19 protein-coding genes and 2 pseudogenes are annotated in these 22,770 nt (G+C 71.5%); 10 read left to right on the top strand and 11 right to left on the bottom strand.

What is annotated here, in order from left to right:
* The first annotated feature begins 58 nt into the window (after window positions 1-58).
* From ACWH4W_RS03395 to ACWH4W_RS03385, 3 genes are all read left to right on the top strand, one after another.
* A complete protein-coding gene (locus ACWH4W_RS03395; protein ID WP_473074363.1) occupies window positions 59-1,807 on the top strand; it encodes an outer membrane protein assembly factor BamB family protein in 1,749 nt (582 codons plus the stop codon).
* A gap of 66 nt (window positions 1,808-1,873) precedes the next feature.
* Window positions 1,874-3,841: an outer membrane protein assembly factor BamB family protein gene (locus ACWH4W_RS03390; RefSeq protein ID WP_473074362.1), complete on the top strand. Its 1,968-nt coding sequence runs from the start codon at window positions 1,874-1,876 to the stop codon at window positions 3,839-3,841.
* 218 nt (window positions 3,842-4,059) lie between these two features.
* Window positions 4,060-4,731 (top strand): helix-turn-helix transcriptional regulator, encoded by a 672-nt coding sequence (locus tag ACWH4W_RS03385; RefSeq protein WP_473074361.1) that lies wholly within the window; start codon window positions 4,060-4,062, stop codon window positions 4,729-4,731.
* Window positions 4,732-5,021: 290 nt separating this feature from the next.
* Here ACWH4W_RS03385 and ACWH4W_RS03380 read toward each other — a convergent pair.
* Both ACWH4W_RS03380 and ACWH4W_RS03375 read right to left on the bottom strand, forming a co-directional pair.
* Window positions 5,022-5,342: pseudogene (locus ACWH4W_RS03380) on the bottom strand (hypothetical protein).
* Between the two features lie 21 nt (window positions 5,343-5,363).
* Window positions 5,364-7,043, bottom strand: a complete 1,680-nt coding sequence (locus ACWH4W_RS03375; RefSeq protein ID WP_473074360.1) for a sodium:solute symporter family protein — start codon at window positions 7,041-7,043, stop codon at window positions 5,364-5,366.
* A 174-nt stretch (window positions 7,044-7,217) separates the two neighbouring features.
* On the opposite strand from ACWH4W_RS03375, the gene galT reads away from it, so the two are divergent.
* The 3 genes from galT to galK are packed head-to-tail and all read left to right on the top strand — an operon-like array spanning window position 7,218 to window position 10,449.
* Window positions 7,218-8,279: a galactose-1-phosphate uridylyltransferase gene (gene galT / locus ACWH4W_RS03370; protein ID WP_473074359.1), complete on the top strand. Its 1,062-nt coding sequence runs from the start codon at window positions 7,218-7,220 to the stop codon at window positions 8,277-8,279.
* Window positions 8,276-9,280, top strand: a complete 1,005-nt coding sequence (gene galE, locus ACWH4W_RS03365; RefSeq protein WP_473074358.1) for a UDP-glucose 4-epimerase GalE — start codon at window positions 8,276-8,278, stop codon at window positions 9,278-9,280. The genes galT and galE overlap by 4 nt, the downstream gene beginning before the upstream one ends.
* Entirely contained in the window at window positions 9,277-10,449 is a 1,173-nt protein-coding gene (gene galK, locus ACWH4W_RS03360) for a galactokinase (protein ID WP_473074357.1), read from the top strand. The genes galE and galK overlap by 4 nt, the downstream gene beginning before the upstream one ends.
* An 81-nt stretch (window positions 10,450-10,530) precedes the next feature.
* On the opposite strand, the gene ACWH4W_RS03355 is transcribed toward galK, so the two are convergent.
* Both ACWH4W_RS03355 and ACWH4W_RS03350 read right to left on the bottom strand, forming a co-directional pair.
* Window positions 10,531-10,947: a hypothetical protein gene (locus ACWH4W_RS03355; RefSeq protein ID WP_473077400.1), complete on the bottom strand. Its 417-nt coding sequence runs from the start codon at window positions 10,945-10,947 to the stop codon at window positions 10,531-10,533.
* Between the two features lie 557 nt (window positions 10,948-11,504).
* On the bottom strand, window positions 11,505-11,960 hold the full coding sequence (locus ACWH4W_RS03350; RefSeq protein WP_473074356.1) for a GNAT family N-acetyltransferase: 456 nt from the start codon (window positions 11,958-11,960) through the stop codon (window positions 11,505-11,507).
* Between the two features lie 293 nt (window positions 11,961-12,253).
* Here ACWH4W_RS03350 and ACWH4W_RS03345 point away from each other — a divergent pair, with 293 nt between their 5' ends.
* The gene (locus tag ACWH4W_RS03345) at window positions 12,254-13,021 is read left to right on the top strand and encodes a LuxR C-terminal-related transcriptional regulator (protein WP_473074355.1); all 768 of its coding nucleotides are present in this window, start codon (window positions 12,254-12,256) and stop codon (window positions 13,019-13,021) included.
* Here ACWH4W_RS03345 and tamR read toward each other — a convergent pair.
* Window positions 12,980-13,477, bottom strand: a complete 498-nt coding sequence (gene tamR / locus ACWH4W_RS03340; protein ID WP_473074354.1) for a MarR family transcriptional regulator TamR — start codon at window positions 13,475-13,477, stop codon at window positions 12,980-12,982. The genes ACWH4W_RS03345 and tamR overlap by 42 nt on opposite strands.
* A gap of 70 nt (window positions 13,478-13,547) precedes the next feature.
* Here tamR and ACWH4W_RS03335 point away from each other — a divergent pair, with 70 nt between their 5' ends.
* Window positions 13,548-14,417 carry a trans-aconitate 2-methyltransferase gene (locus tag ACWH4W_RS03335; protein ID WP_473074353.1) on the top strand — a complete coding sequence of 290 codons (870 nt, stop codon included), beginning with the start codon at window positions 13,548-13,550 and terminating at the stop codon, window positions 14,415-14,417.
* Window positions 14,414-14,775, top strand: a pseudogene (locus tag ACWH4W_RS03330) (VOC family protein). The gene ACWH4W_RS03335 and the pseudogene ACWH4W_RS03330 overlap by 4 nt, the downstream one beginning before the upstream one ends.
* Here the strand turns inward: ACWH4W_RS03330 and ACWH4W_RS03325 are convergent.
* Both ACWH4W_RS03325 and ACWH4W_RS03320 read right to left on the bottom strand, forming a co-directional pair.
* Window positions 14,772-15,449, bottom strand: a complete 678-nt coding sequence (locus ACWH4W_RS03325) for a TetR/AcrR family transcriptional regulator (protein WP_030870343.1) — start codon at window positions 15,447-15,449, stop codon at window positions 14,772-14,774. The pseudogene ACWH4W_RS03330 and the gene ACWH4W_RS03325 overlap by 4 nt on opposite strands.
* Window positions 15,446-16,459 carry an acyl-CoA desaturase gene (locus tag ACWH4W_RS03320; RefSeq protein ID WP_473074352.1) on the bottom strand — a complete coding sequence of 338 codons (1,014 nt, stop codon included), beginning with the start codon at window positions 16,457-16,459 and terminating at the stop codon, window positions 15,446-15,448. The genes ACWH4W_RS03325 and ACWH4W_RS03320 overlap by 4 nt, the downstream gene beginning before the upstream one ends.
* Window positions 16,460-16,805: 346 nt before the next feature.
* On the opposite strand from ACWH4W_RS03320, the gene ppc reads away from it, so the two are divergent.
* A complete protein-coding gene (ppc, locus tag ACWH4W_RS03315; protein ID WP_473074351.1) occupies window positions 16,806-19,538 on the top strand; it encodes a phosphoenolpyruvate carboxylase in 2,733 nt (910 codons plus the stop codon).
* Between the two features lie 94 nt (window positions 19,539-19,632).
* Here ppc and ACWH4W_RS03310 read toward each other — a convergent pair whose 3' ends face one another.
* The 4 genes from ACWH4W_RS03310 to ACWH4W_RS03295 form a co-directional block, all read right to left on the bottom strand.
* Window positions 19,633-20,142 carry a hypothetical protein gene (locus ACWH4W_RS03310; RefSeq protein WP_473074350.1) on the bottom strand — a complete coding sequence of 170 codons (510 nt, stop codon included), beginning with the start codon at window positions 20,140-20,142 and terminating at the stop codon, window positions 19,633-19,635.
* A 91-nt stretch (window positions 20,143-20,233) separates the two neighbouring features.
* The gene (pth, locus tag ACWH4W_RS03305) at window positions 20,234-20,836 is read right to left on the bottom strand and encodes an aminoacyl-tRNA hydrolase (RefSeq protein WP_473074349.1); all 603 of its coding nucleotides are present in this window, start codon (window positions 20,834-20,836) and stop codon (window positions 20,234-20,236) included.
* Window positions 20,837-20,924: 88 nt separating this feature from the next.
* A complete protein-coding gene (locus tag ACWH4W_RS03300) occupies window positions 20,925-21,506 on the bottom strand; it encodes a 50S ribosomal protein L25/general stress protein Ctc (RefSeq protein ID WP_473074348.1) in 582 nt (193 codons plus the stop codon).
* Between the two features lie 206 nt (window positions 21,507-21,712).
* Window positions 21,713-22,693: a ribose-phosphate diphosphokinase gene (locus ACWH4W_RS03295; RefSeq protein ID WP_473074347.1), complete on the bottom strand. Its 981-nt coding sequence runs from the start codon at window positions 22,691-22,693 to the stop codon at window positions 21,713-21,715.
* Between the last annotated feature and the right edge of the window lie 77 nt (window positions 22,694-22,770).

Raw genomic sequence — 22,770 nt, 5'->3', positions numbered from 1 at the left:
GGGTCATCACGTACCTCAGGGCGTGGCTAAAAATCAGTGAGCAAGGGGGAACGCGCTGATGACTCAGCCGCCCAACCAGCCGCCTCAGGGCGGCTTCGGCCCGCCGCAGGATCCGCCGCCGGGCGGTGGTTTCGGACCGCCGCAGCCCCCGCCGTCCGGCGCCCCGCAGCCCGGGTACGGCCACCCGCAGCAGCCTCCGCAGCAGCCCGGCCCCTACGCCTCCGGGCCGTACGGTCAGCCGCAGCAACCCGGCCCGTACGGCCCGCCGCAGCAACCGGGCCCGTACGGCCCGCAGCCCGGGTACGGCTACCCGCAGCAGCCCCCGTCCCCCGGCGCGCCCGGCACCCCGCCCGGCGGCGGCTCCCGCAACCCGTTCAAGGGCAAGCCGCTGCTCGTCGCCGCCGCCGCGGTGGCGGTCGCGCTGATCGTCGGCGGCACGGTGTGGGCCGTCTCCGGCGACGACGGGAAGAAGGAGCCGGTCGCCCAGAAGACCGACGATCCCGAGCCGGGCGAGCCCAGCGGCGCCCCGGTCAACCCGGGCGACGGCAGCGGCGACGGCGGCGAGGACCCGCAGGACCTCAACGAGGGCCGCCAGGCGGGCGAGTCCAAGGTGCTCTGGTACAAGGAGGCGCCCGACGCCCCCGGTTCCGGCGCCGAGGCCCCCGGCCTGTGGGTCACCGACGAGACCGCGGCCAAGGCGGCCTACAAGGACCTCTACGGGTACAACGTCACCGACGGCAGGCCCGCCTGGGACACCCTCACCTTCCCGCACAAGATCTGCGCGGTCACCCCGCAGAAGACGGCCGACGACAAGATCGTCGTCGCGCACATGAGCAGCAGCGGCGACCGCGCCAAGTGCAACCAGCTCCAGCTCGTCGACCTCGCCACCGGCGAGAAGGGCTGGACGCAGGAGGTCCCCGACGGCGAGCTGTTCGACACCGTGGTGTCCATCGAGCTGTCCCTCACCGGCAACACGCTGATGGTGGGCCGCTCCCAGTCCGGCACGGCGTACGACGTGCGCTCCGGCAAGAAGCTGTTCGACTCCAAGCGGTACGGCGACGCCCCCTGCTTCCCGGCCGCGTTCGCGGGCGGGAAGCGACTGATCCAGGTCGCGTCCTGCGGCGCCGGCGGCACCAACGCCCACGACGAGGTCCGTGAGCTCGACCCCGCGACCGGCAAGGTCAAGTGGACCTACCGGTACGCCAAGGGCTGGAGGGTCGAGCGCGCCTTCTCCGTCGACCCGCTGGTCCTCTACGCCACCAAGCAGGAGGAGGGCAGCGACAAGAAGTCGTGGAACATCGCCGCCTTCACCGCCGCCGGCAAGCTGCGCTCGCAGGTCTCCGTCGACGAGAAGTTCGACCCCGGCTGCGGCTGGGCCTTCCTCGCGCGTGACCTTCAGGGCTGCGACGGCGTCGTCGTCGAGGGCGACACCCTCTACCTGCCGACCGCCGCGACCACCGGGGCCAACGAGCTGGTCGCCGTCAGCCTCGCCGACGGCAAGGAGCTGTGGCGCGAGTCCTCCCCCGTGGAGGAGCCGATGGTCCCGATGAAGGTGGAGAACGGCAAGCTGATCGCGTACGTCGAGCCGTCCTACGACGCCGGCGGCCGCGTCGTCGCCCTGCCGGTCAGCGGAGCGAGCCACAAGCCGGCCGTGCTGATGCAGAACCCGCAGGCGCTCGCCGACATCGAGAACGGCTTCTTCAGCAAGGCGATCGACTGGGTCGACGGCCGCTTCTACCTGTCGACCACCCGGCTGAACGGCAATGACGACGCGAAGGAGAAGTTGATGCTCGCCTACGGCAAGTGAGGCCGTGAGCGCCGCCCAGGTCACTTCCCCGCCGCCCGCCGTCCCCTTCCCCGAGGTACCCACGTCATGACCCAGCCGCCCCCGCCGCCCAACCAGCCCCCGCAGCAGCCGGGGTTCGGGCCGCCGCAGGAACCGTCGGAGCCGCAGCAGCCGACGCCCCCGGCGCCCGCCACACCGCCCGCTCCGCAGGCGCCTTCCGGGCAGCCGCCGCAGCAGCCGCCGCAGCAGCCGCCCGCCGGGCCCGATCTGACCAAGGCGCCGCAGCCCGGCTACGGCTACCCGCAGGCGCCGGGGACGCCGCCGCCCGCGGGGGCGCCGACGCCCCCGCAGGGGCCCGGTTACGGCTACCCGCAGCAGCCGCCGCCCGCCGGTTACGGCTACCCGGCCCAGCAGCCGGGACCGTACGGACAGCCCGGCCCGTACGGTCAGCCCGGACCCTACGGCCAGCCCGGCCCCTATGGTCAGCCGCAGCAGCCGGGACCGTACGGACAACAGTCCCCGTACGTCCACGCGCAGCCGACCGTGCCGATGCAGGCGCAGGCCGGACAGCAGAGCGGCGGGCGCAAGATCAACGCCCAGGTGGCCATCATCGTGTCGGCCGTCGTGGCGATCGCCCTGATCGTCGGCGCCGGCGTCTGGTACTCGTCCTCGTCCGGCAAGGACGACGACAAGCAGACCACCGCCGAGGGCGGCGACGGCAAGGGCGAGAAGGAGGGCGACGGCAAGGACGACGGCGGCTCCGGCGGCGGGGGCGCCACCTCCGGCGAGGCCGAGGAGAAGGCGCCGGCCGACCCGAAGTCCAAGGTGCTGTTCCAGGTGCCCGCGCCCAAGGTGCCCAAGGGCGTCTCGAGCATCCCCACCTCCGGCTCCTGGCTGACCGACACCGTCTACGCCAAGAGCGGGCTGTCGGAGATCACCGGCTACGACCGCGGGACCGGCGCCGAGAAGTGGACGCTGGACCTGCCCGGCCCGGTGTGCACGGCGACCCCGCACCTCACCGAGGACGACAAGACGGCGATCGTCCACAAGCCGGCCATGCCGACCAAGCAGAACCCCCAGTCCTGCACGCAGGTCACGCTGATCGACCTCGAGGCCGGCAAGAAGGTGTGGTCGAAGACCGCCAAGTCCGGCACCATGCCGGTCAGCTTCAACAACGTGACGCTCAGCGGCGGCACCGTCGCGGCCGGCAGCACCGGCGGCGGCGCCGCCTGGGACATCGCCACCGGCCAGGAGCGGTGGGCGCCGAAGACCTCCGACGCCTGCTACGACTCCGGGTACGGCGGCGGCGCCAAGCTCGTCGCGGTCCGCCGGTGCGGCACGTACGACGAGCGCCAGCTGCACATCCAGGTCGTCGACCCCGCGTCGGGTGACGTCCTCACCGAGTACGCGATGGACAAGGGCATCGAGTACGCGGCCGTCGTCTCCACCGACCCGCTGGTCGTGGCCGCCGACGTCGGCGACAGCGCCGGTGACGGCAGCGGCATCTCCGACTTCTTCTCCGTCGACAACAAGACCGGCAAGCTGCGCGCCCGCATCGCCGCGCCGGGCGACGAGTTCGCCGCCCGCTGCGACGGCATCTACCAGCTGGAGAACTGCTCGGGCGTCACGGTCGGCAACGACCGGCTGTACATCGCGACCGAGGAGCGCGACAGCGGCGGCGAGTCGTACAGCCGGACCAACGAGATCGTGGCCTTCGACCTGTCCACCGGCAAGCAGACCGGACAGCGCGCCGACGCCGGCGACGACTACGAGATCTACCCGCTGCGCATGGACGGCCCCGACGTGATCGCGTACAAGCGGCCGCCGTACGACAAGGGCGGGCAGATCGTCAGCATCGACGGCGACTCCTTCGAGCAGACGCTCCTCATGGAGAACCCGTCGACGGAGGCGGTGCGGGACGTGGAGTCGCGCATGTCCCCGGACTACGCGGAGATCCTCTTCGGGCAGGGAGGGCTGTACATGTCCTCCGTGTACGCGAGCGACTTCACGAGCCGCGACAAGGAGTACTCGGTGATCGCGTTCGGTACGGGCTGACACGACCGCGGTTCCGGCCCCGGCCCCGCCCCTGCTCAGGGGCGGGGCCGTTCGCGTACCGCTCATCACGTGCTCTTCGCCATCGAACACGAGAATTTCGGTGTTCCCGGGCGATTCTCGCCGGTAGGGGGAGCGCGACGTCGAACAAGCGTGTAGCTTCCGGGGGCATCCGGGGGTGCGGCATCCGGGGGCGCGTTGTCTGGGGGGATGGTTGTCCGATGGGAGTGCGGCTGATGGTGGTCGACGACCACCGACTGCTCGCCGAGGCGCTGGCCTCGGCGCTGAAGCTGCGAGGGCACAGAGTGCTGGCCGCGGCGGCGCCCGCGGCGGGGGCCGCGGATCTGGTGATCAGCAGGGCGCCGGAGGTCTGTCTGCTGGGGACGGCGGCGCCGGCCGAGGCCGGGACGTTCGATCCGGTCGTGAAGATCAAGCGGGAGCGGCCGCAGGTGGCGGTCGTGGTGCTGGGGCCGGTGCCGTCGCCGCGGGGGATCGCGGCGGCGTTCGCGGCGGGGGCGTCGGGGTACGTCCGGCACGACGAGCGGATCGAGGGCGTCGAGCGGGCGATGCTGAAGGCGCGGGCGGGGGAGGCGGCGGTGGCGCCGGCGCTGCTGCAGGGGGCGTTCGGGGAGCTGCTGAATCCGGTGGCTCAGCCGGACGACGAGGGGGCGCGGTTGTTGCGGATGCTGACGCCGAGGGAGGTGGAGGTGCTGGTGCGGGTCGCGGAGGGGGAGGACACGCGGCTGATCGCGGCGGGGATGGGGATCGCGCCGTCCACGGCTCGGACGCATGTGCAGCGGGTGCTGATGAAACTGGGCGTGGGCTCGAGGCTGGAGGCGGCGGCGCTGGCCGCTCGGACGGGGCTTCTTGATCGTGCGGCGTCGGGGCCGTGAGGGGGCGCTGACGCTTGTGGGGGCGGGGCTGCCGTCCGGTGGGGGCGGGGGGCGGGCGTAGCGCCCACGGGGGGCGGGCGCTGGGGGCACCCCCTCTGGGGGAGGCGCCCCGTGAACGCCGGGTTGCGCGAACACCCCCCGGCGCCCGCACCCACGCCGGGTGGTTCGGGGCTCCAAGGTGTGCAGCACACGTTCGTTGGCGGGCACCCGCACCAGGTGGTGCGGGTGCCCGCGGGGCGTGCGCCCCCGTAGGTCGAGGGCGCACACCCCGTGTGGAGAAGAAGGGCGGGTCAGGGGGCGGACGTGTCCTGGTCGTCCGGGACCGTGTCCGGGGGCGGCGGTGCCGTGGGGCGGAGCCAGAGCCACAGGAGGAACAGGAGGCCGAGGATCAGCATCCCCAGCCCCGTTCAGAGGTTGATGTTGACCCCCTCCGCCTTGTCGATGTCGGCGTCCGACGCGGTGAACCCGGCGATCATCACGATCACCCCGTACAGCACGAACAACCCACCGATGATCCGCCGGATGTCGAACAACCGGGCGGCCGTCGCGGACTTGGTCTCCAGCTCGGTGATCTCCTTCTGGAGATCGGCCTCGGAGTAGTGATCGGACATGTTCTCTCCATCCTCCCGCGGTCAGAACGAGAACGGGATGTAGCAGGCGGCGGCCAGGATCACCGCGCCCCAGCCCAGCAGCGCCGGCTTGCGGTACCACGCGTCGTCGCCCTCCGCGGGCGGCTCGGCCATGCCGGGCGAGCGGGTGCCGTACACCAGGCCCTGCAGCTCGGCCTGCGGCTTGGGCGCCGTGAACAGCGACACCGCGACCATGACCACCGCGCCCGCCACGAAGCCCGCGATCGCGGAGACGAAGTTGGCGCCCTGGTCGGTGGGGATGTCGATGACGCCCTGTTCGTAGATGACGAAGTAGTTGACCATCGCGGCGGTGGTGCCGGCGAGCAGGCCCCAGAAGCCGGACTTCATGGACGCGCGCTTCCAGAACATGCCGATGATGAAGACGACGAACATCGGCACGTTGAAGAAGGAGAACAGCGTCTGGAGGTAGGCCATGATGTTGGAGAAGGAGCTGGCCAGGAACGCCGTGCCGATCGAGGCCAGGACGCCGATCGCGGTGATCAGGCGGCCGAAGCGGACGTAGTACGCGTCCTCGCGGCCCTTCACCACGTACTTCGCCCAGATGTCGGAGGTGAAGACGGTGTTGAAGGAGGAGACGTTCGCCGCCATGCCCGCCATGAACGCGGCCAGCAGACCGGTCACGGCGATGCCGAGCACGCCGTTGGGCAGGAGCTGCTGCATCAGGTAGGGGATCGCGTCGTTGTACTGCAGGTCCGAGTCGGCGGTGCCGATCCGGGGGACCAGCACGGCGGCGACCAGGCCGGGGATCATCACCAGGAAGACGATGAAGATCTTCGGGAACGCGGCGATCAGCGGGGTGCGCTGGGCCGCCGAGAGGTTCTTCGCGGACAGCGCGCGCTGCACCTCGGCGAAGTTGGTCGTCCAGTAGCCGAAGGAGAGCACGAAGCCGAGGCCGAGGACGATGGTCAGCCAGTTGGCGCCGAGCGGGTTGTCGCTGCCGATGCCGGTGCCGCCCCAGGAGGTCATGAAGTTGTCGCCGCGTGAGGCGGTGAGGGAGTCGGACAGGCCGTCCCAGCCGCCGACGCTCTTCAGGCCGAGCACGGTGATCGGGATGAGCGCGGCGAGGATGACGAAGAACTGCAGGACCTCGTTGTAGATGGCCGAGGAGAGGCCGCCGAGGGTGATGTAGGCGAGGACGAAGAAGCCGGCGACGACGATGGACACCCACTGGGGCCAGCCCAGCAGGGCCTCGACGACGATGGCGAGCGCGTAGAGGTTCACCCCGGCGATCAGGATGGCGGCGGCCGCGAAGAGGGCCGCGCTGAGCAGGTGGGCCGCCTTGTCGAAGCGCAGCAGCAGGAACTCGGGGACCGAGCGGACCTTGCTGCCGTAGTAGAAGGGCATCATCACCAGGCCCAGGAAGACCATGGCGGGGATGGCGCCGATCCAGTACCAGTGCGTGGTGTAGACGCCGTACTGCGCGCTGTTCGCGGCCATGCCGAGGATCTCGGTGGCGCCCAGGTTGGCGGCGATGAACGCGAGCCCGGTGATCCAGGCGGGCAGGGAGCGGCCGGAGAGGAAGAAGTCCAGGCTGGTCTTGACCGAGCGGCGGGCGGCGAAGCCGATGCCCAGCACGACGACGAAGTAGATCCCGAGGATCGTGTAGTCCAGCCAGTTGGTGGGGAGCCGAAGCTCCGCGGCCAGGTATGTGGGGGTATGCATACGCACTCGCTTCGTTCGCGAACTGATCCGATGCGGAAGTTACGCCTCCGTGTTCAATAACCGAACACGTTCCTGCACGTTCTTTGTTCGTTCGTGATGAGACCGCTTGCTGGTGGGTTGTGATGTGTTATGTTCGATTGTGTTGGGTGACTGGCGGGTGCGGAGGAGTGCCACATGAAGAAGACCTCGACCCGGCTGGCCGACGGACGGGAGCTCATCTACTACGACCTGGCCGACGACACGGTGCGCGACGCGGTCGACCGCCGTCCGCTGGACGCCACCGTGACCACGTCCGAGATCCGCCGTGACGAGCTGCTGGGCGACTGCGTCGCCATCGCCTCGCACCGGCAGGGCCGTACGTACCACCCGCCGGCCGACGAGTGCCCCCTGTGCCCGTCGGAGGGCGACCGGCTGAGCGAGATCCCCGACGCCTCGTACGACGTGGTGGTCTTCGAGAACCGCTTCCCCTCGCTCGCCGGTGACTCCGGCCGCTGCGAGGTCGTGTGCTTCACCTCCGACCACCACGCCTCCTTCGCCGGTCTGAGCGAACGGCAGGCGCGACTGGTGCTGGACGCCTGGACGGACCGCACGGCCGAGCTGTCGCATCTGCCCTCCGTTGAACAGGTGTTCTGCTTCGAGAACCGGGGGGCCGAGATCGGGGTCACCCTCCAGCACCCGCACGGGCAGATCTACGCCTACCCCTTCACCACCCCCCGCACCGCCCTGATGCTGCGCCAAGTGGCGGCACACAAGGAGGCGACCGGCGGAGAGAACCTGTTCGACGCCGTGGTCGAGCGGGAACGCGCCGGCGAGCGTGTCGTCCTTGAGGGTGAACACTGGGTGGCGTTCGTGCCGTACGCGGCGCACTGGCCGTACGAGGTCCACCTGTACCCCAAGCGCAGGGTGCCCGACCTGCTGGGACTCGACGAGGCGGCGCGCGCGGAGTTCCCCCGGATGTACCTGGAACTGCTGAGGCGCTTCGACCGGATCTTCGGGGAGAACGAGCCGCCCACGCCGTACATCGCCGCCTGGCACCAGGCGCCGTTCGGCCCGCCGGCGGAGTCCGTCGGCGTCACGCGCGACGACTTCGCCCTGCACCTGGAGCTTTTCACCATCCGCCGTACGTCCGGCAAGCTGAAGTTCCTCGCCGGCTCCGAGTCCGGCATGAACGTGTTCATCAACGACGTGCCGCCGGAGCGCGCGGCCGAGCGACTGCGGGAGGTAGCGAGTTCATGAGCGGGAAGTACCTGGTCACCGGGGGCGCCGGTTACGTCGGCAGCGTCGTCGCCCAGCATCTGGTCGAGGCCGGTCACGAGGTCGTCGTGCTCGACAACCTCTCCACCGGGTTCCGCGAGGGCGTCCCCGCGGACGCCGCCTTCATCGAGGGCGACATCCGCGACGCGGCCAAGTGGCTGGACCCCTCCTACGACGGCGTGCTGCACTTCGCCGCCTTCTCCCAGGTCGGCGAGTCCGTGCAGAAGCCCGAGAAGTACTGGGACAACAACGTCGGCGGCACCATGGCGCTGCTCGGCGCGATGCGCGAGGCCGACGTGCGCCGCCTGGTGTTCTCCTCCACGGCCGCCACGTACGGCGAGCCCGAGCAGGTCCCGATCCCGGAGACCGCCCCCACCCGCCCCACCAGCCCCTACGGGGCCTCCAAGCTCGCCGTCGACCACATGATCACCGGCGAGGCGCGGGCCCACGGACTCGGCGCGGTCTCCCTGCGCTACTTCAACGTCGCCGGCGCCCACGGCGCCCACGGCGAGCGCCACGACCCCGAGTCGCACCTCATCCCGCTCGTCCTCCAGGTGGCCCAGGGCCGGCGCGAGGCGATCTCCGTCTACGGCGACGACTACCCGACACCCGACGGCACCTGCGTCCGCGACTACATCCACGTCGCCGACCTGGCCGAGGCCCACCTGCTCGCGCTGAAGGCGGCCACGCCCGGTGAGCACCTGGTGTGCAACCTCGGCAACGGCAACGGCTTCTCCGTCCGCGAGGTCATCGAGACCGTCCGCAAGGTCACCGGGCACCCGGTCCCCGAGGTCGTCGCGCCCCGCCGGGGCGGCGACCCCGCGGTCCTGGTGGCGTCCGCCGCCACGGCCCGCGAGAAGCTCGGCTGGAACCCGTCCCGCGCGGACCTCGAGGGGATCGTGGCGGACGCGTGGCAGTTCGCGCAGCGGCACGGCGACCGGAAGGACCGGAAGGAAACGAAGGGTCAGGGGTCCAGGGCATGAGCGAGTCCAGCGCGGCCGCCGCGGAAGCCGTCGCCGAACGGTTCGAGGAGCTGTACGGGAGCGCGCCCGACGGGGTGTGGGCGGCGCCCGGCCGGGTCAACCTCATCGGCGAGCACACCGACTACAACGACGGCTTCGTCATGCCGTTCGCCCTGCCGCACACCGCGGTCGCGGCGGTGTCCCGGCGCGACGACGGCGTGCTGCGCCTGCACTCCGCCGACATCGGCGGCCCGGTCGCGGAACTCCGGGCGGACGACCTCGCCCCCGGGTCCGACAAGCGCTGGACCGCCTACCCGGCGGGCGTGGTGTGGGCGCTGCGCGAGGCCGGGCACGCGGTCACCGGCGCGGACGTCCACCTGGCGTCCACCGTCCCGGCGGGCGCGGGCCTGTCCTCCTCGGCCGCCGTCGAGGTCGTGGTCGCCCTCGCCCTGAACGACCTGTACGGCCTCGGTCTGCCCGGCCGGCAGCTCGCCCGCCTGTCCCAGCGCGCGGAGAACGTCTACGTCGGCGCGCCGGTCGGCATCATGGACCAGACGGCGTCCGCCTGCTGCGAGGCGGGCCACGCCCTGTTCCTCGACACCCGCGACCTGTCCCAGCGCCAGATCCCCTTCGACCTGGCCGCCGAGGGCATGCGCCTGCTCGTCGTCGACACCCGGGTCAAGCACAGCCACAGCGAGGGCGAGTACGGCAAGCGCCGCGAGGGCTGCGAGAAGGGCGCCGCCCTCCTCGGCGTCGACGCCCTGCGGGACGTGCCCTTCGACGACCTGGACGCGGCGCTGGAACGGCTCGGCGACGAGGAGGAGGTCCGCCGCCTGGTCCGCCACGTGGTGACCGAGGACCACCGCGTCGAGCGGGTCGTCTCCCTCCTGGAGTCCGGCGACACCCGCGCCATCGGCCCCCTCCTGACCGAGGGCCACGCCTCCCTGCGCGACGACTTCCGCGTCTCCTGCCCCGAACTCGACCTGGCCGTCGACACGGCGGTCACCGCAGGCGCCCTGGGCGCCCGCATGACGGGCGGCGGCTTCGGCGGCTCGGCGATCGTCCTGGCGGAGGAGGCGGACGTCCCGGCCCTCACGAAGGCGGTGGAGGAAGCCTTCGCCGCGGCGAACCACAAGACGCCCCGCGTCTTCGAGGCGGTGCCTTCGGCGGGGGCACGGCGGGTGCGGTAGGCGCCGCGCTCGCGTCGGACGCCCCGCCCACGGCCGTCGCCGGGCGGGGCATTCCCCCGCCCGGCCGCTCCGAACGGTCGTTCAGGACCCCGAGCGCAGCCCCAGCGCACTGTGCTGCACGAGTCCGGCGGGCGCGTCGGCGGAGCCGGACCTCCGGCGCGTCAACTCCACCAGGCGTGCGCGGAGATCGGTCGCCGGTTCACCCAGCACGACGGCACTGAGCACCAACTCCAGCATCAAGCAGTCGTAGTCGTCGTCCGTGCCCCGGTAGCGCTCGGGGTCGCGTTCCACCTCGGCACGAGCGATGCGCCGGCCACCGTCACCGACGGGCGCGAAGGTCGCCGCGAAGATCCCCCTCCCCGTCCAGCTCCGGTGCAGGAAGACGACCTCGCCCTCTGTGAAGACGTCCCACTTCTCGTCCATGTCCCGCGACGCGTAACCGCGCTGGAGCCGCTCCCAGTCCTCGTCCGACCAGATCCGCCGGGGCACCTGCGGCAGCGGTCGAGGAACGGACATCGGCCGGATGCGGCCGGAGAACGTGGACCGGGTTACGCGTTCGTCAGCGGGCATGCGGCGATCCTACGGAGAAGCCGAGCATGACCACGCCAGTTCTCTGGCTGTCGGACGGACACCCGTGCCCGCGCGGCGCGGTGAAGCAGGAAGCCCCCGGAAGGGGCACACGCCCCGGGCCGCAATCCCTGGACTTCAGGCCAGGAAGCACGTCAGCCGCACAGCTCACCGAGCCCAGCCGACGCGCGCTGCTCGCGGTCCTCGCCGATGCGGACCGGTACGCCCATGACGTGACGGCACAGGGTTTTGCGGTCTGGGCGGAGAAGGTGCGACGGAGCGCCGTCGGGCGCCCTCCCGCCCCGCCGTCCGGAGAGCGCCCGCCCACACATCGGTGCGCAGGGCGGTCGCTCCCCCCGTTCGTCACCGGCATCCCCCGTCGACAGCGTCCCCAGTCCTGCGGCGCGGCCGTACCCCGCCTCGCTCGCGCGGGAGGAAAGGCCCGGCGGGACAGGGCGAACCGCCCTGCGGAGAAACCCCCTTGACGCTCACCCCAGCCGCTTCGTCAGCGTGTACTCCGTGATCCCCGGCGGATAGTCCGGGATCACGCACACCACCTCGTAGCCCTGCTTCCTGTAGAAGTCCGGGGCCTGGAAGTCCCAGGTCTCCACGCGGGAGTGCGTGCAGGCGCGTCCGGCGGCGGCCAGGCGTTCCGCCTCGGCGAGGAGGGCGGAGCCGAGGCCCGCGCCGCGGTGGGGGGCGTCGACCCACAGGTAGGTCACGTGCAGCCAGGTCGTCCAGGTGTGGCCGACCAGGCCGCCCGCGAGTTCGCCGTTCGCGTCCGACGCCCACACATGCAAAGGGGATTGTCGCTCGGCGGGGGTGCCGCGCAGGGCGCGCAGGACGGGGGAGGCCGCCGTGTTGGTGTCCCGGAGCCGTTTGTGGAGCAGATCGCGTCGGGCCTTGTCGACTTCTGTCTCAAGACGGAACATGCGGCACACCATAAACGCGCAAGGCCGCAAGTTCTGCAAATCGGCTTCCGCTCCGGGCTCCCGTCCGTACTCTGATGAGCAGCGCCGGTGGGGGTCGGCGCGTGTTCAGGGGGCGAGGCAGCCGGGCACGGTGTCCGGGCGGGGGTGGCGGCCGGCGCGCGGCGGTGGTCGTGCGGACGGCGCCGGCCCGTCCCGCTCCGGTGAGGGAAAGCCGCGGGGGCCTCGGCGCCGTGTCCGCGCCGGTGTCGTCCACAGGCGACGGGGTAGTCCCCTGCTCTTGGGAAGAGCACGGGGAAGGGGGTTACGTGGTTCGCGTTCGAGTCCTGGTCGTCGACGACCATCGGATCTTCGCCGAGTCGCTGGCCGCGGCGCTGGCCGCGGAGCCCGACGTCGAGGTGTCCGCGGCGGGCAGCGGCCCGGCGGCGCTGCGCTGTCTGGAGCGGGCGGCCGCCGAGGGGCGCCGGTTCGACGTGCTGCTCGTCGACGCCGACCTGGGCGTCCCGGTGCCGGACGGACGCCCGGCCGGGCCCGTGCAGGCGGTCGGCGAGGACGGCTCCGTGGACGGCATCTCCCTGGTGGGCGAGGTGCGTTCGGCCCAGCCGCAGGCGCGGGTCGTCGTGCTCGCCGAGAAGGACGACCCGGCCCGCGCCGCCCTCGCCCTGCAGGCGGGCGCCTCCGGCTGGGTCGCCAAGGACTGCTCACTGAGCCGGCTGCTCACCGTCATCCGCGGTGTGCTGCGCGACGAGACCCACCTTCCTCCCGCCCTGCTGACCGGCGTCCTGCGGGAGTTGACCGCCGCCCGGCGGCACCGCACGGAGAGCGAGCGGCTCGTGGAGTCGCTGACCCCGCGCGAGCGGGAGGTGCTGCGCTGCATGGTCGCGGGCCTGGGGCGCAAGGCGGTCGCCGAGCGCCTGTACCTGTCCCCGCACACCGTGCGCACCCACATGCAGAACGTCCTCGGCAAGCTGGGCGTGCACTCCACGCTGGCCGCGGTGGCTCTCGCCCGGCGGGCGGGCGTCGGGCCGGTGGACCTATCCGGGGATGTTGTCGAACGGGGCGGTCAACTGGCGTAGCAGTCCGGCCAGTTCCATCCGCTGGGCGCGGGTGAGCTCCCCGAGGATGGCCCGCTCCTGGGCGAGCAGCCCGGCCAGCGCCTGGTCGGCGCGGTCCCTGCCCTCCTCGGTCAGCCGCACCAGCACACCGCGCCGGTCGCTGGGGTCCGGCAGCCGCTCCACCAGGCCCTTCTTGGTGAGCCGGTCGATGCGGTTGGTCATCGTGCCCGAGGTGACGAGCGTCTGGGTGAGGAGCTGCCCGGGAGAGAGCTGGTACGGGGTGCCCGCGCGGCGCAGCGCGGTCAGCACGTCGAACTCCCAGGACTCCAGGCCGTGCTCGGCGAAGGCGAGGCGGCGCGCCCGGTCCAGGTGCCGGGCCAGTCTGCTGACCCGGCTGAGCACCTCGAGCGGTTCCACGTCGAGGTCCGGGCGCTCCCGGCGCCACGCTGCGACCAGCCGATCGACCTCGTCCTCCATAAGGATCAGTGTAGTGGTTGTGTCGATGTGAAGTCTCTTGATATCAAGCATCTTGACGCCGAGAGGATGGATGGGTGACGCTGGGGTCACGCCGATCCGTGAGCCGGGAGGTCCCGTGTCCGCTGCCGCCGCCCGTCCCGTCTGGGACCCCGCCCAGTACCTGCGTCACGCCGGGCACCGCACCCGGCCCTTCACCGACCTGCTCGCCCGCATCCCCGCCCTGCCCGGCGACCCGCCCCGCATCGCCGACCTCGGCTGCGGCGCCGGCAACGTCACCGCCCTCCTCGCCGAGCGCTGGCCCGCCGCCCGCGTCACCGGCTACGACAACGCCCCCGAGATGCTCGAGAAGGCCCGCGCCGGCCACGAGGGCCCCACCGGAGGGGGCGGCCGCCTCGACTTCGCCCACGCCGACGCCGGCACGTGGGCGCCGGAGGAGCCGTACGACCTGATCGTCAGCAACGCCACCCTGCAGTGGGTGCCCGGGCACGTGGAGCGGTTCGGCGACTGGATCGACGGACTGGTGCCCGGCGGCGTCCTCGCCCTCCAGGTGCCCGGCAACTTCGACGCGCCCAGCCACACCCTGATGCGGGACCTCGCCGCCTCCCCGCGGTGGCGCGACCGGCTGTCCGGCGTGCTGCGCCACGAGGACGCCGTCCTGCCGCCCGAGGAGTACCTGGACCGCCTGACCGCCCTCGGCTGCGCGACCGACGCCTGGGAGACCGCGTACGTCCATCTGCTGGCGGGGGAGGACGCCGTGCTCGACTGGGTGAAGGGGGCCGGGCTGCGGCCCGTCCTCACCGCCCTCGACGGCGACCCGGAGGCGCGGGAGGCGTTCCTCGCCGAGTACCGCACCGCCCTGCGCGCGGCCTACCCGGCCACCGCGCACGGCACCCCGTTCCGCTTCCGCCGCGTCTTCGCCGTCGCCGTCAAGAACGGCTGAAAACAGCCCCGCCGACCGCCGTCGGCCGTGCACGGCTCGCGGCCCCGCCCGGCTGCGCGCCTCCCCCCGTGGACGCCCTCGGCACGGCCGAGGCGTCCGGACCGCCCGCCCTGGCCGCGCGCGGCGGCTGCTGGTCCGAGACCGGCGGCGTACGCCTCCGCCTCGGGATCGAGCGGGACTTCCGGCCCGCCCGCAAGGCCCACCCCGGCCCGCGGGTCACCGGCATCGACGCGTTCGCCGCCCGGCCGGTCACGGCGCCCCCGTCACCTGGGACGGCCTGCTCCCCGGGCGCCGCCGCTTCTTCAGCGAGGACCCCGTCGGCGACCGCCTGGAGCTCCTGGAGCCGGACCCCGCCTAGGACTTGCGGTGGCCTATCAGCCGCGGCTTCGGCTCCAGGCCGTCCAGGCCGTGCCAGGCGAGGTTCACCAGGTGGGCCGCGACCTCCGCCTTCTTCGGCTTGCGCACGTCCAGCCACCACTGGCCGGTCAGCGCCACCATGCCGACCAGCGCCTGCGCGTACAGCGGGGCCAGCTTCGGGTCGAAGCCGCGGCTCTTGAACTCGCGGCCCAGGATGTCCTCCACCTGGGTGGCGATGTCCGAGATCAGCGAGGCGAACGACCCCGTCGACTGGGGGATGGGGGAGTCACGGACCAGGATGCGGAACCCGTCCGTGTACTCCTCGATGTAGTCCAGCAGCGCGAACGCGGCCTGCTCGCACAGCTCCCGGGGGTGACCGGCGGTCAGCGAGCCGGTCACCATGTCCAGCAGCCGCCGCATCTCACGGTCCACCACGACCGCGTACAGGCCCTCCTTGCCGCCGAAGTGTTCGTACACCACGGGTTTGGAGACCCCGGCCTTCGCCGCGATCTCCTCCACCGACGTGCCCTCGAACCCCTTCGCCGCGAAGAGGGTGCGGCCGATCTCCAGCAGCTGCTGGCGGCGCTCGGCACCGGTCATCCGGGTGCGGCGCGCACGCCGCGGCTTGTCATTGCTGGGGGTGCTGCTGGAGTCGGTCGCCACGGCGACCATCATGCCGCCTCGGCAGGTTCCTTCCCCCGCCGGGCGGCGCCATCGGAGGCGATACGGCGCGAATCGATACGCGAGCGTGACGGCCACCGCACGTCGTACGCCCAGCCGAGCTGCTCGAACCAGCGGATCAGCCGGGCCGAGGAGTCCACCTGCCAGCGCTCCACGCCGTGGCGCGCCGACGTCGGGTCGGCGTGGTGCAGGTTGTGCCAGGACTCACCGCACGACAGCACCGCCAGCCACCACACGTTGCCCGAACGGTCCCGCGACTTGAAGGGGCGCTTGCCCACCGCGTGGCAGATCGAGTTGATCGACCACGTCACGTGGTGCAGCAGAGCCACCCGGACGAGTGAACCCCAGAAGAAGGCGGTGAACGCGCCCCACCACGACATGGTCACCAGGCCGCCGATCAGCGCGGGCAGCGCCAGCGACACCGCCGTCCACAGCACGAACTGCCGGGAGATCGCCCGCATCGCGGGGTCCTTGATCAGGTCCGGCGCGTACTTGTCCTGCGGCGTCTGCTCCTCGTCGAACATCCATCCGATGTGTGCCCACCACAGGCCCTTGAGCAGCGCCGGGATCGTCTCCCCGTACCGCCACGGCGAGTGCGGGTCACCCTCCGCGTCGGAGAACTTGTGATGCTTGCGGTGGTCGGCCACCCAGCGCACCAGCGGCCCCTCGACCGCCATCGAACCGGCGATGGCCAGCGCGATCTTCAGCGGCCGCTTCGCCTTGAACGAACCGTGCGTGAAGTGACGGTGGAAGCCGATGGTGATGCCGTGGCACCCCAGGAAGTAGAAGAAGACCAGCAGGCCGAGGTCCAGCCAGCTCACCCCCCATCCCCACGCCAGCGGCACCGCCGCCACCAGCGCGAGGAAGGGGACCACGATGAAGAGCAGCAGCGTGATCTGCTCGATGGACCGTTTCCGCTCCCCGCCCAGCGTGGCGGAGGACGCGGTGTCGTCGGGCCGGGACCGCTTCGAGGCTTCGTCGAGCACATCGGAGGTTGAGGTCATGCGTTCCCCTGTGGGGTATGTGGACTTGAGGAAGGTGCCGGGCCGCCGGAACCGCATCGCTTTCCTACGGTCCCGTAACCTACGGCATCGTAAGTATGGCAGTGCGTCGCCCCGCGGCAAGAGCCCGTGGACCAGCGCGTCCGGCTCGACACCTATCCTTGGAAGTCGGTCGGACAGCGCGGTCCGCTCTGATTTCTTCCCGGACGTCCGGCCCGCAGCGGCGCACGCCGTGCGAGACGCTCCTCCGGGTTCCCCTCCAGACGATCCCTACCCGTCGCCCGCCACCGCCCTTCCAAGGAGTCGCTGGCGCGACACCCGCCTTCGATCACTGCAAGGAGCCGCACCTGTGAGCAGTGCCGACGACCAGACCACCACGACGAGCGCCGAACTGCGTGCCGACATCCGCCGACTGGGCGACCTCCTCGGAGAGACCCTCGTCCGGCAGGAGGGCCCGGAGCTCCTCGAACTCGTCGAGAAGGTCCGCCGCCTCACCCGCGAGGACGGCGAGGCCGCCGCCGAACTGCTGCGCGGCACCGAACTGGAGACGGCCGCCAAGCTGGTGCGCGCCTTCTCCACGTACTTCCACCTGGCCAACGTCACCGAACAGGTGCACCGCGGACGCGAACTGGCCGCCCGCCGCGCCGCCGAGGGCGGCCTGCTCTCCCGCACCGCCGACCGCCTCAAGGACGCCGACCCCGAGCACCTGCGGGAGACCGTCCGCCACCTCAACGTACGGCCCGTCTTCACCGCCCACCCCACCGAGGCCGCCCGCCGCTCCGTCCTCAACAAGCTCCGCCGCATCGCCGCCCTCCTGGAGACCCCGGTCCTCGCCTCCGACCGGCGCCGCCTCGACACCCGCCTGGCGGAGAACATCGACCTCGTCTGGCAGACCGACGAACTGCGCGTGGTGCGCCCCGAGCCCGCCGACGAGGCCCGCAACGCCATCTACTACCTCGACGAACTCCACGCCGGCGCCGTCGGCGACGTCCTGGAGGACCTCACCGCCGAACTCGAGCGCGTCGGCGTCCGCCTCCCCGACGACACCCGCCCCCTCACCTTCGGCACCTGGATCGGCGGCGACCGCGACGGCAACCCCAACGTCACCCCCCAGGTCACCTGGGACGTCCTCATCCTCCAGCACGAACACGGCATCAACGACGCCCTGGAGATGATCGACGAACTGCGCGGCTTCCTCTCCAACTCCATCCGCTACACCGGAGCCACCGAGGAACTGCTCGCCTCCCTCCAGGCCGACCTCGAGGCCCTCCCCGAGATCAGCCCCCGCTACAAGCGCCTCAACGCCGAGGAGCCCTACCGGCTCAAGGCCACCTGCATCCGGCAGAAGCTGGAGAACACCAAGCTCCGCCTCGCCAAGGGCACCCCCCACGAGCCCGGCCGCGACTACCTCGGCACCAGCGAACTGATCACCGACCTGCGGATCATCCAGGCATCCCTGCGCGAACACCGCGGCGGCCTCTTCGCCGACGGACGCCTCGCCCGCACCATCCGCACCCTCGCCGCCTTCGGCCTCCAGCTCGCCACCATGGACGTCCGCGAACACGCCGACGCCCACCACCACGCCCTCGGCCAGCTCTTCGACCGGCTCGGCGAGGAATCCTGGCGCTACGCCGACATGCCCCGCGAGTACCGCGCCAAGCTCCTCGCCAAGGAACTGCGCTCCCGCCGGCCCCTCGCGCCCAGCCCGGCACCCGTCGACGCGGCCGGCGAGAAGACCCTCGGCGTCTTCCAGACCGTCAGGCGCGCCCTGGAGGTCTTCGGCCCCGAGGTCGTCGAGTCCTACATCATCTCCATGTGCCAGGGCGCCGACGACGTCTTCGCCGCCGCCGTCCTCGCCCGCGAGGCCGGCCTCATCGACCTGCACGCCGGCTGGGCCAAGATCGGCATCGTGCCGCTCCTGGAGACCACCGACGAGCTCAAGGCCGCCGACACCATCCTCGAGGACATGCTCTCCGACCCGTCCTACCGGCGCCTCGTCGCGCTCCGGGGCGACGTCCAGGAGGTCATGCTCGGCTACTCCGACTCCTCCAAGTTCGGCGGCATCACCACCAGCCAGTGGGAGATCCACCGCGCCCAGCGACGCCTGCGCGACGTCGCCCACCGCTACGGCGTCCGCCTGCGCCTCTTCCACGGCCGCGGCGGCACCGTCGGCCGCGGCGGCGGCCCCACCCACGACGCGATCCTCGCCCAGCCCTGGGGCACCCTCGAAGGCGAGATCAAGGTCACCGAGCAGGGCGAGGTCATCTCCGACAAGTACCTCATCCCGTCCCTCGCCCGCGAGAACCTCGAGCTGACCGTCGCCGCCACCCTGCAGGCCTCCGCCCTGCACACCGCGCCCCGCCAGTCCGTCGAGGCCCTCGCCCGCTGGGACGCCGCCATGGACGTCGTCTCCGACGCCGCCCACGCCGCCTACCGCGCCTTCGTCGAGGACCCCGACCTGCCGACGTACTTCCTCGCCTCCACCCCCGTCGACCAGCTCGCCGAGCTGCACCTCGGCTCCCGGCCCTCCCGCCGCCCCGGCTCCGGCGTCTCCCTCGACGGCCTGCGCGCCATCCCGTGGGTGTTCGGCTGGACCCAGTCCCGGCAGATCGTCCCCGGCTGGTTCGGCGTCGGCTCCGGCCTCAAGGCCCTGCGCGAGGCCGGCCTCGACACCGTGCTCGACGAGATGTACGAGCGGTGGCACTTCTTCCGCAACTTCATCTCCAACGTCGAGATGACCCTCGCCAAGACCGACCTGCGGATCGCCCAGCACTACGTCGACACCCTCGTGCCCGACGAGCTCAAGCACGTCTTCGACACCATCAGGGCCGAGCACGACCTGACCGTCCGCGAGGTGCTCCGCGTCACCGGCGAACAGGAACTGCTCGACGCCGACCCCGTCCTCAAGCAGACCTTCGCCATCCGCGACGCCTACCTGGACCCGATCTCCTACCTCCAGGTCGCCCTCCTCAAGCGCCAGCGCGACGCGGCCGCCGCCGGCGACCAGCCCGACCCGCTGCTCTCCCGCGCCCTGCTGCTCACCGTCAACGGCGTCGCCGCGGGCCTGCGCAACACCGGCTGACCACCGGACGCACAAAGGGGCGGTGCCCTCCGGTTCGTACACACCGGAGGGCACCGCCCCTTTCCCGTCCCGGGAGGTCCACGGCCCGGGAGGCCTACAGCGCCACGAACGCCGCCGTCAGCAGTCCCGCGCCCGCCAGCGCCAGCACCCACGCCGCACGCGTCCGCAGCAGGCCGCCCGCCACCACCACCGACGCCAGCAGCAAGGCGCCCCCCAGCGGCACCCACGCGTACAGCACCCCCGCCGGACCCGAGCGCACCGCCTCCGCACCGCCCGGCTTCAGCACCACCGTGTACGTGCGGCCCGTCTCCACCGCCACCGTGTCGTCCAGCACCACCCCGGCGCGCGGCTGCGACCCCGGCGACGACGGCGCGTACGGACCCTCGCAGGCGTCCTCGGCGCACCGCGTCACCTCCACCGTGCCGCGCTCGCGCCCCTTGGTCAGCATCACGTGCTGCGCCGTCCCCCACGACGCCCACACACCGGCGACCAGGATCAGCACGGTGACCGTCCCCATCACCGCGAACCGGCCGAAGCGCAGCGCGGAGGAACCGCGTGAGGAACCGCGCGAGGAACCGCGTGAGGAACGGACCGCAGAAGGCATGGCCGCGATCCTTGGCCATGACCTCGCGCCCGGTCAACTCCGCAGGGCGGCACCGGACGACATGCCGGCCCACGTCACCACCGTCGCCACGTCAGGAGTTGTACGCGCTCTGCGCCCGCTCCAGACCCTCCGTCACCAGGCACTCCACCGCGTCCGCCGCCCGGTCCACGAGATAGTCCAGCTCCTTGCGCTCCCCCGACGAGAAGTCCCTCAGCACGAAGTCCGCCACCGGCATCCGCCCCGGCGGCCGCCCGATCCCGAACCGCACCCGGTGGTAGTCCCGGCCGAACGCCCCCGTCAGCGACTTCAGACCGTTGTGCCCGTTGTCCCCGCCGCCCAGCTTCAGCCGCAGCGTCCCGTAGTCGATGTCCAGCTCGTCGTGGACCGCCACCACCCGCTGCGGCGGCACCTTGTAGAACTCCCGCAACGCGTTCACCGGCCCGCCCGACAGATTCATGTACGACACCGGCTTCACCAGCACCACCCGCCGGCTGCCCGGCCCCGGCGGACCGATCCGGCCCTCCACCACCTGCGCCTGAGCCTTCGCCGCCCGCTTGAACCGGCCGCCCATCCGCTCCGCCAGCAGATCCGCCACCATGAACCCCACGTTGTGCCGGTTCATCGCGTACCCCGGCCCCGGATTGCCCAGCCCGGCGACCAGCCACGGACCCGCCGCGTCCTCCGTCACGCCCACGCTTCCTCCCACACATACGCGTCGGCCGCCGCCCCGCACGGGAGCAGCGGCCGACGAACGACTGGCACCGTGACCGGTACCGAAGGACTCAGGCCTCGTCGCCCTCTTCGCCCTCCGGCGCCTCCTCGGCCTGCGCGGCCAGGACCTGGATGACGACCGCGTCCTCGTCTACGGCCAGCTTGGCGCCCTTCGGAAGGGCGATGTCCTTGGCGAGGATGGAGGCACCGGCCGCCAGGCCCTCGACGGACACGGTGACGGACTCGGGGATGTGGGTGGCCTCGGCCTCGACCGTCAGGGTGCCCAGCACGTGCTCCAGCAGGTTGCCGCCCGGGGCCAGCTCGCCCTCGGTGAGGACCGGGATCTCCACCGTGACGGTCTCGCCGCGCTTCACCATCAGCAGGTCCACGTGCTCCAGGAAGCCCTTCAGCGGGTCACGCTGCACGGCCTTCGGGATCGCCAGCTGGGTCTTCTCACCGTCGATGACCAGCTCGATCAGCACGTTCGGCGTACGCAGCGCCAGCAGCAGCTCGTGACCCGGCAGCGTCAGGTGCAGCGGCTCCAGGCCGTGCTCGTACACCACGCCGGGAACCTTGTTCTCACGACGGATACGACGCGCGGCACCCTTGCCGAACTCGGTGCGCGTCTCGGCGGCGATCTTCACCTCGGACATGAACACTCCTCGAAAACAGAAACGGACGTGGTCACCCGGCCACGAACGGCCTGCTACGAAGAGCGCGTCGATTACGGACCGCCGCACCAGCCTCCGAAAAAGCGGTACGGCCTCCCTCGCCGAGCAACTCGAGCAGTTTACCCGGACCGGAAGGCCGCACCCAAAACGATCACCGGCATCCGAACGGACGTCGGAGCGCAGAACCCTTACTGCTCGTCGAACAGGCTGGTCACAGACCCGTCCTGGAACACCTCACGCGCCGCACGCGCGATCGTCGGCGCGATCGACAGCACCGTGATCTTGTCCAGGCTCTCACTCAGCTCGATCGGCGTCGGCAGCGTGTTCGTGAACACGAACTCGCTCACCTTCGAATTCTTCAGCCGGTCCGCCGCCGGACCCGACAGCACACCGTGCGTCGCCGTCACGATCACGTCCTCCGCACCGTGCGCGAACAACGCGTCCGCCGCCGCACAGATCGTGCCACCCGTGTCGATCATGTCGTCCACCAGCACGCACACGCGGCCCTTCACCTCACCGACCACCTCGTGCACCGTGACCTGATTCGCCACGTCCTTGTCCCGGCGCTTGTGCACGATCGCCAGCGGCGCGCCCAGCCGGTCGCACCACCGGTCCGCCACCCGCACCCGGCCCGCGTCCGGAGAGACCACCGTCAGCTTCGACCGGTCCACCTTCGCACCCACGTAGTCCGCCAGCAGCGGCAGCGCGAACAGGTGATCCACCGGACCGTCGAAGAAGCCCTGGATCTGGTCCGTGTGCAGATCCACCGTCAACAGCCGGTCCGCACCCGCCGTCTTCATCAGATCCGCGATCAGACGCGCCGAGATCGGCTCACGCCCACGGTGCTTCTTGTCCTGCCGGGCGTACCCGTAGAACGGCACGATCACCGTGATCGAACGGGCCGACGCACGCTTCAACGCGTCGATCATGATCAACTGCTCCATGATCCACTTGTTGATCGGCGCCGTGTGGCTCTGGATCAGGAAACAGTCCGCGCCGCGCGCCGACTCCTGATACCGCACATAGATCTCACCGTTCGCGAAGTCGAAGGCCTTCGTCGGGACGACCCCGACACCCAACTGCTGGGCGACCTCCTCGGCAAGCTCGGGGTGGGCGCGGCCGGAGAAGAACATCATCTTCTTCTCGCCGGTCGTCTTGATCCCGGTCACAGCACTGTCTCCTCAGAGGTGTCTCAGCTGGTGGGGGTGCACACTGCACCCCTCACGGTACGCCGTCCCGAACGGAA

The organism is Streptomyces sp. DSM 120436 (genome assembly GCF_055778765.1).
The sequence above is the reverse complement of the archived record's forward strand: the minus strand, read 5'-3'. Positions and strand labels throughout refer to the sequence as shown.

Coding starts and splice junctions, on each gene's coding strand:
- ACWH4W_RS03395 (WP_473074363.1), top strand. CDS start 59: ATGACTCAGCCGCCCAACCAGCCGCCTCAGGGCGGCTTCGGCCCGCCG.
- ACWH4W_RS03390 (WP_473074362.1), top strand. CDS start 1,874: ATGACCCAGCCGCCCCCGCCGCCCAACCAGCCCCCGCAGCAGCCGGGG.
- ACWH4W_RS03385 (WP_473074361.1), top strand. CDS start 4,060: ATGGGAGTGCGGCTGATGGTGGTCGACGACCACCGACTGCTCGCCGAG.
- ACWH4W_RS03375 (WP_473074360.1), bottom strand. CDS start 7,043: ATGCATACCCCCACATACCTGGCCGCGGAGCTTCGGCTCCCCACCAAC.
- galT (WP_473074359.1), top strand. CDS start 7,218: ATGAAGAAGACCTCGACCCGGCTGGCCGACGGACGGGAGCTCATCTAC.
- galE (WP_473074358.1), top strand. CDS start 8,276: ATGAGCGGGAAGTACCTGGTCACCGGGGGCGCCGGTTACGTCGGCAGC.
- galK (WP_473074357.1), top strand. CDS start 9,277: ATGAGCGAGTCCAGCGCGGCCGCCGCGGAAGCCGTCGCCGAACGGTTC.
- ACWH4W_RS03350 (WP_473074356.1), bottom strand. CDS start 11,960: ATGGTGTGCCGCATGTTCCGTCTTGAGACAGAAGTCGACAAGGCCCGA.
- tamR (WP_473074354.1), bottom strand. CDS start 13,477: ATGGAGGACGAGGTCGATCGGCTGGTCGCAGCGTGGCGCCGGGAGCGC.
- ACWH4W_RS03335 (WP_473074353.1), top strand. CDS start 13,548: ATGGGTGACGCTGGGGTCACGCCGATCCGTGAGCCGGGAGGTCCCGTG.
- ACWH4W_RS03325 (WP_030870343.1), bottom strand. CDS start 15,449: ATGATGGTCGCCGTGGCGACCGACTCCAGCAGCACCCCCAGCAATGAC.
- ACWH4W_RS03320 (WP_473074352.1), bottom strand. CDS start 16,459: ATGACCTCAACCTCCGATGTGCTCGACGAAGCCTCGAAGCGGTCCCGG.
- ACWH4W_RS03310 (WP_473074350.1), bottom strand. CDS start 20,142: ATGCCTTCTGCGGTCCGTTCCTCACGCGGTTCCTCGCGCGGTTCCTCA.
- ACWH4W_RS03300 (WP_473074348.1), bottom strand. CDS start 21,506: ATGTCCGAGGTGAAGATCGCCGCCGAGACGCGCACCGAGTTCGGCAAG.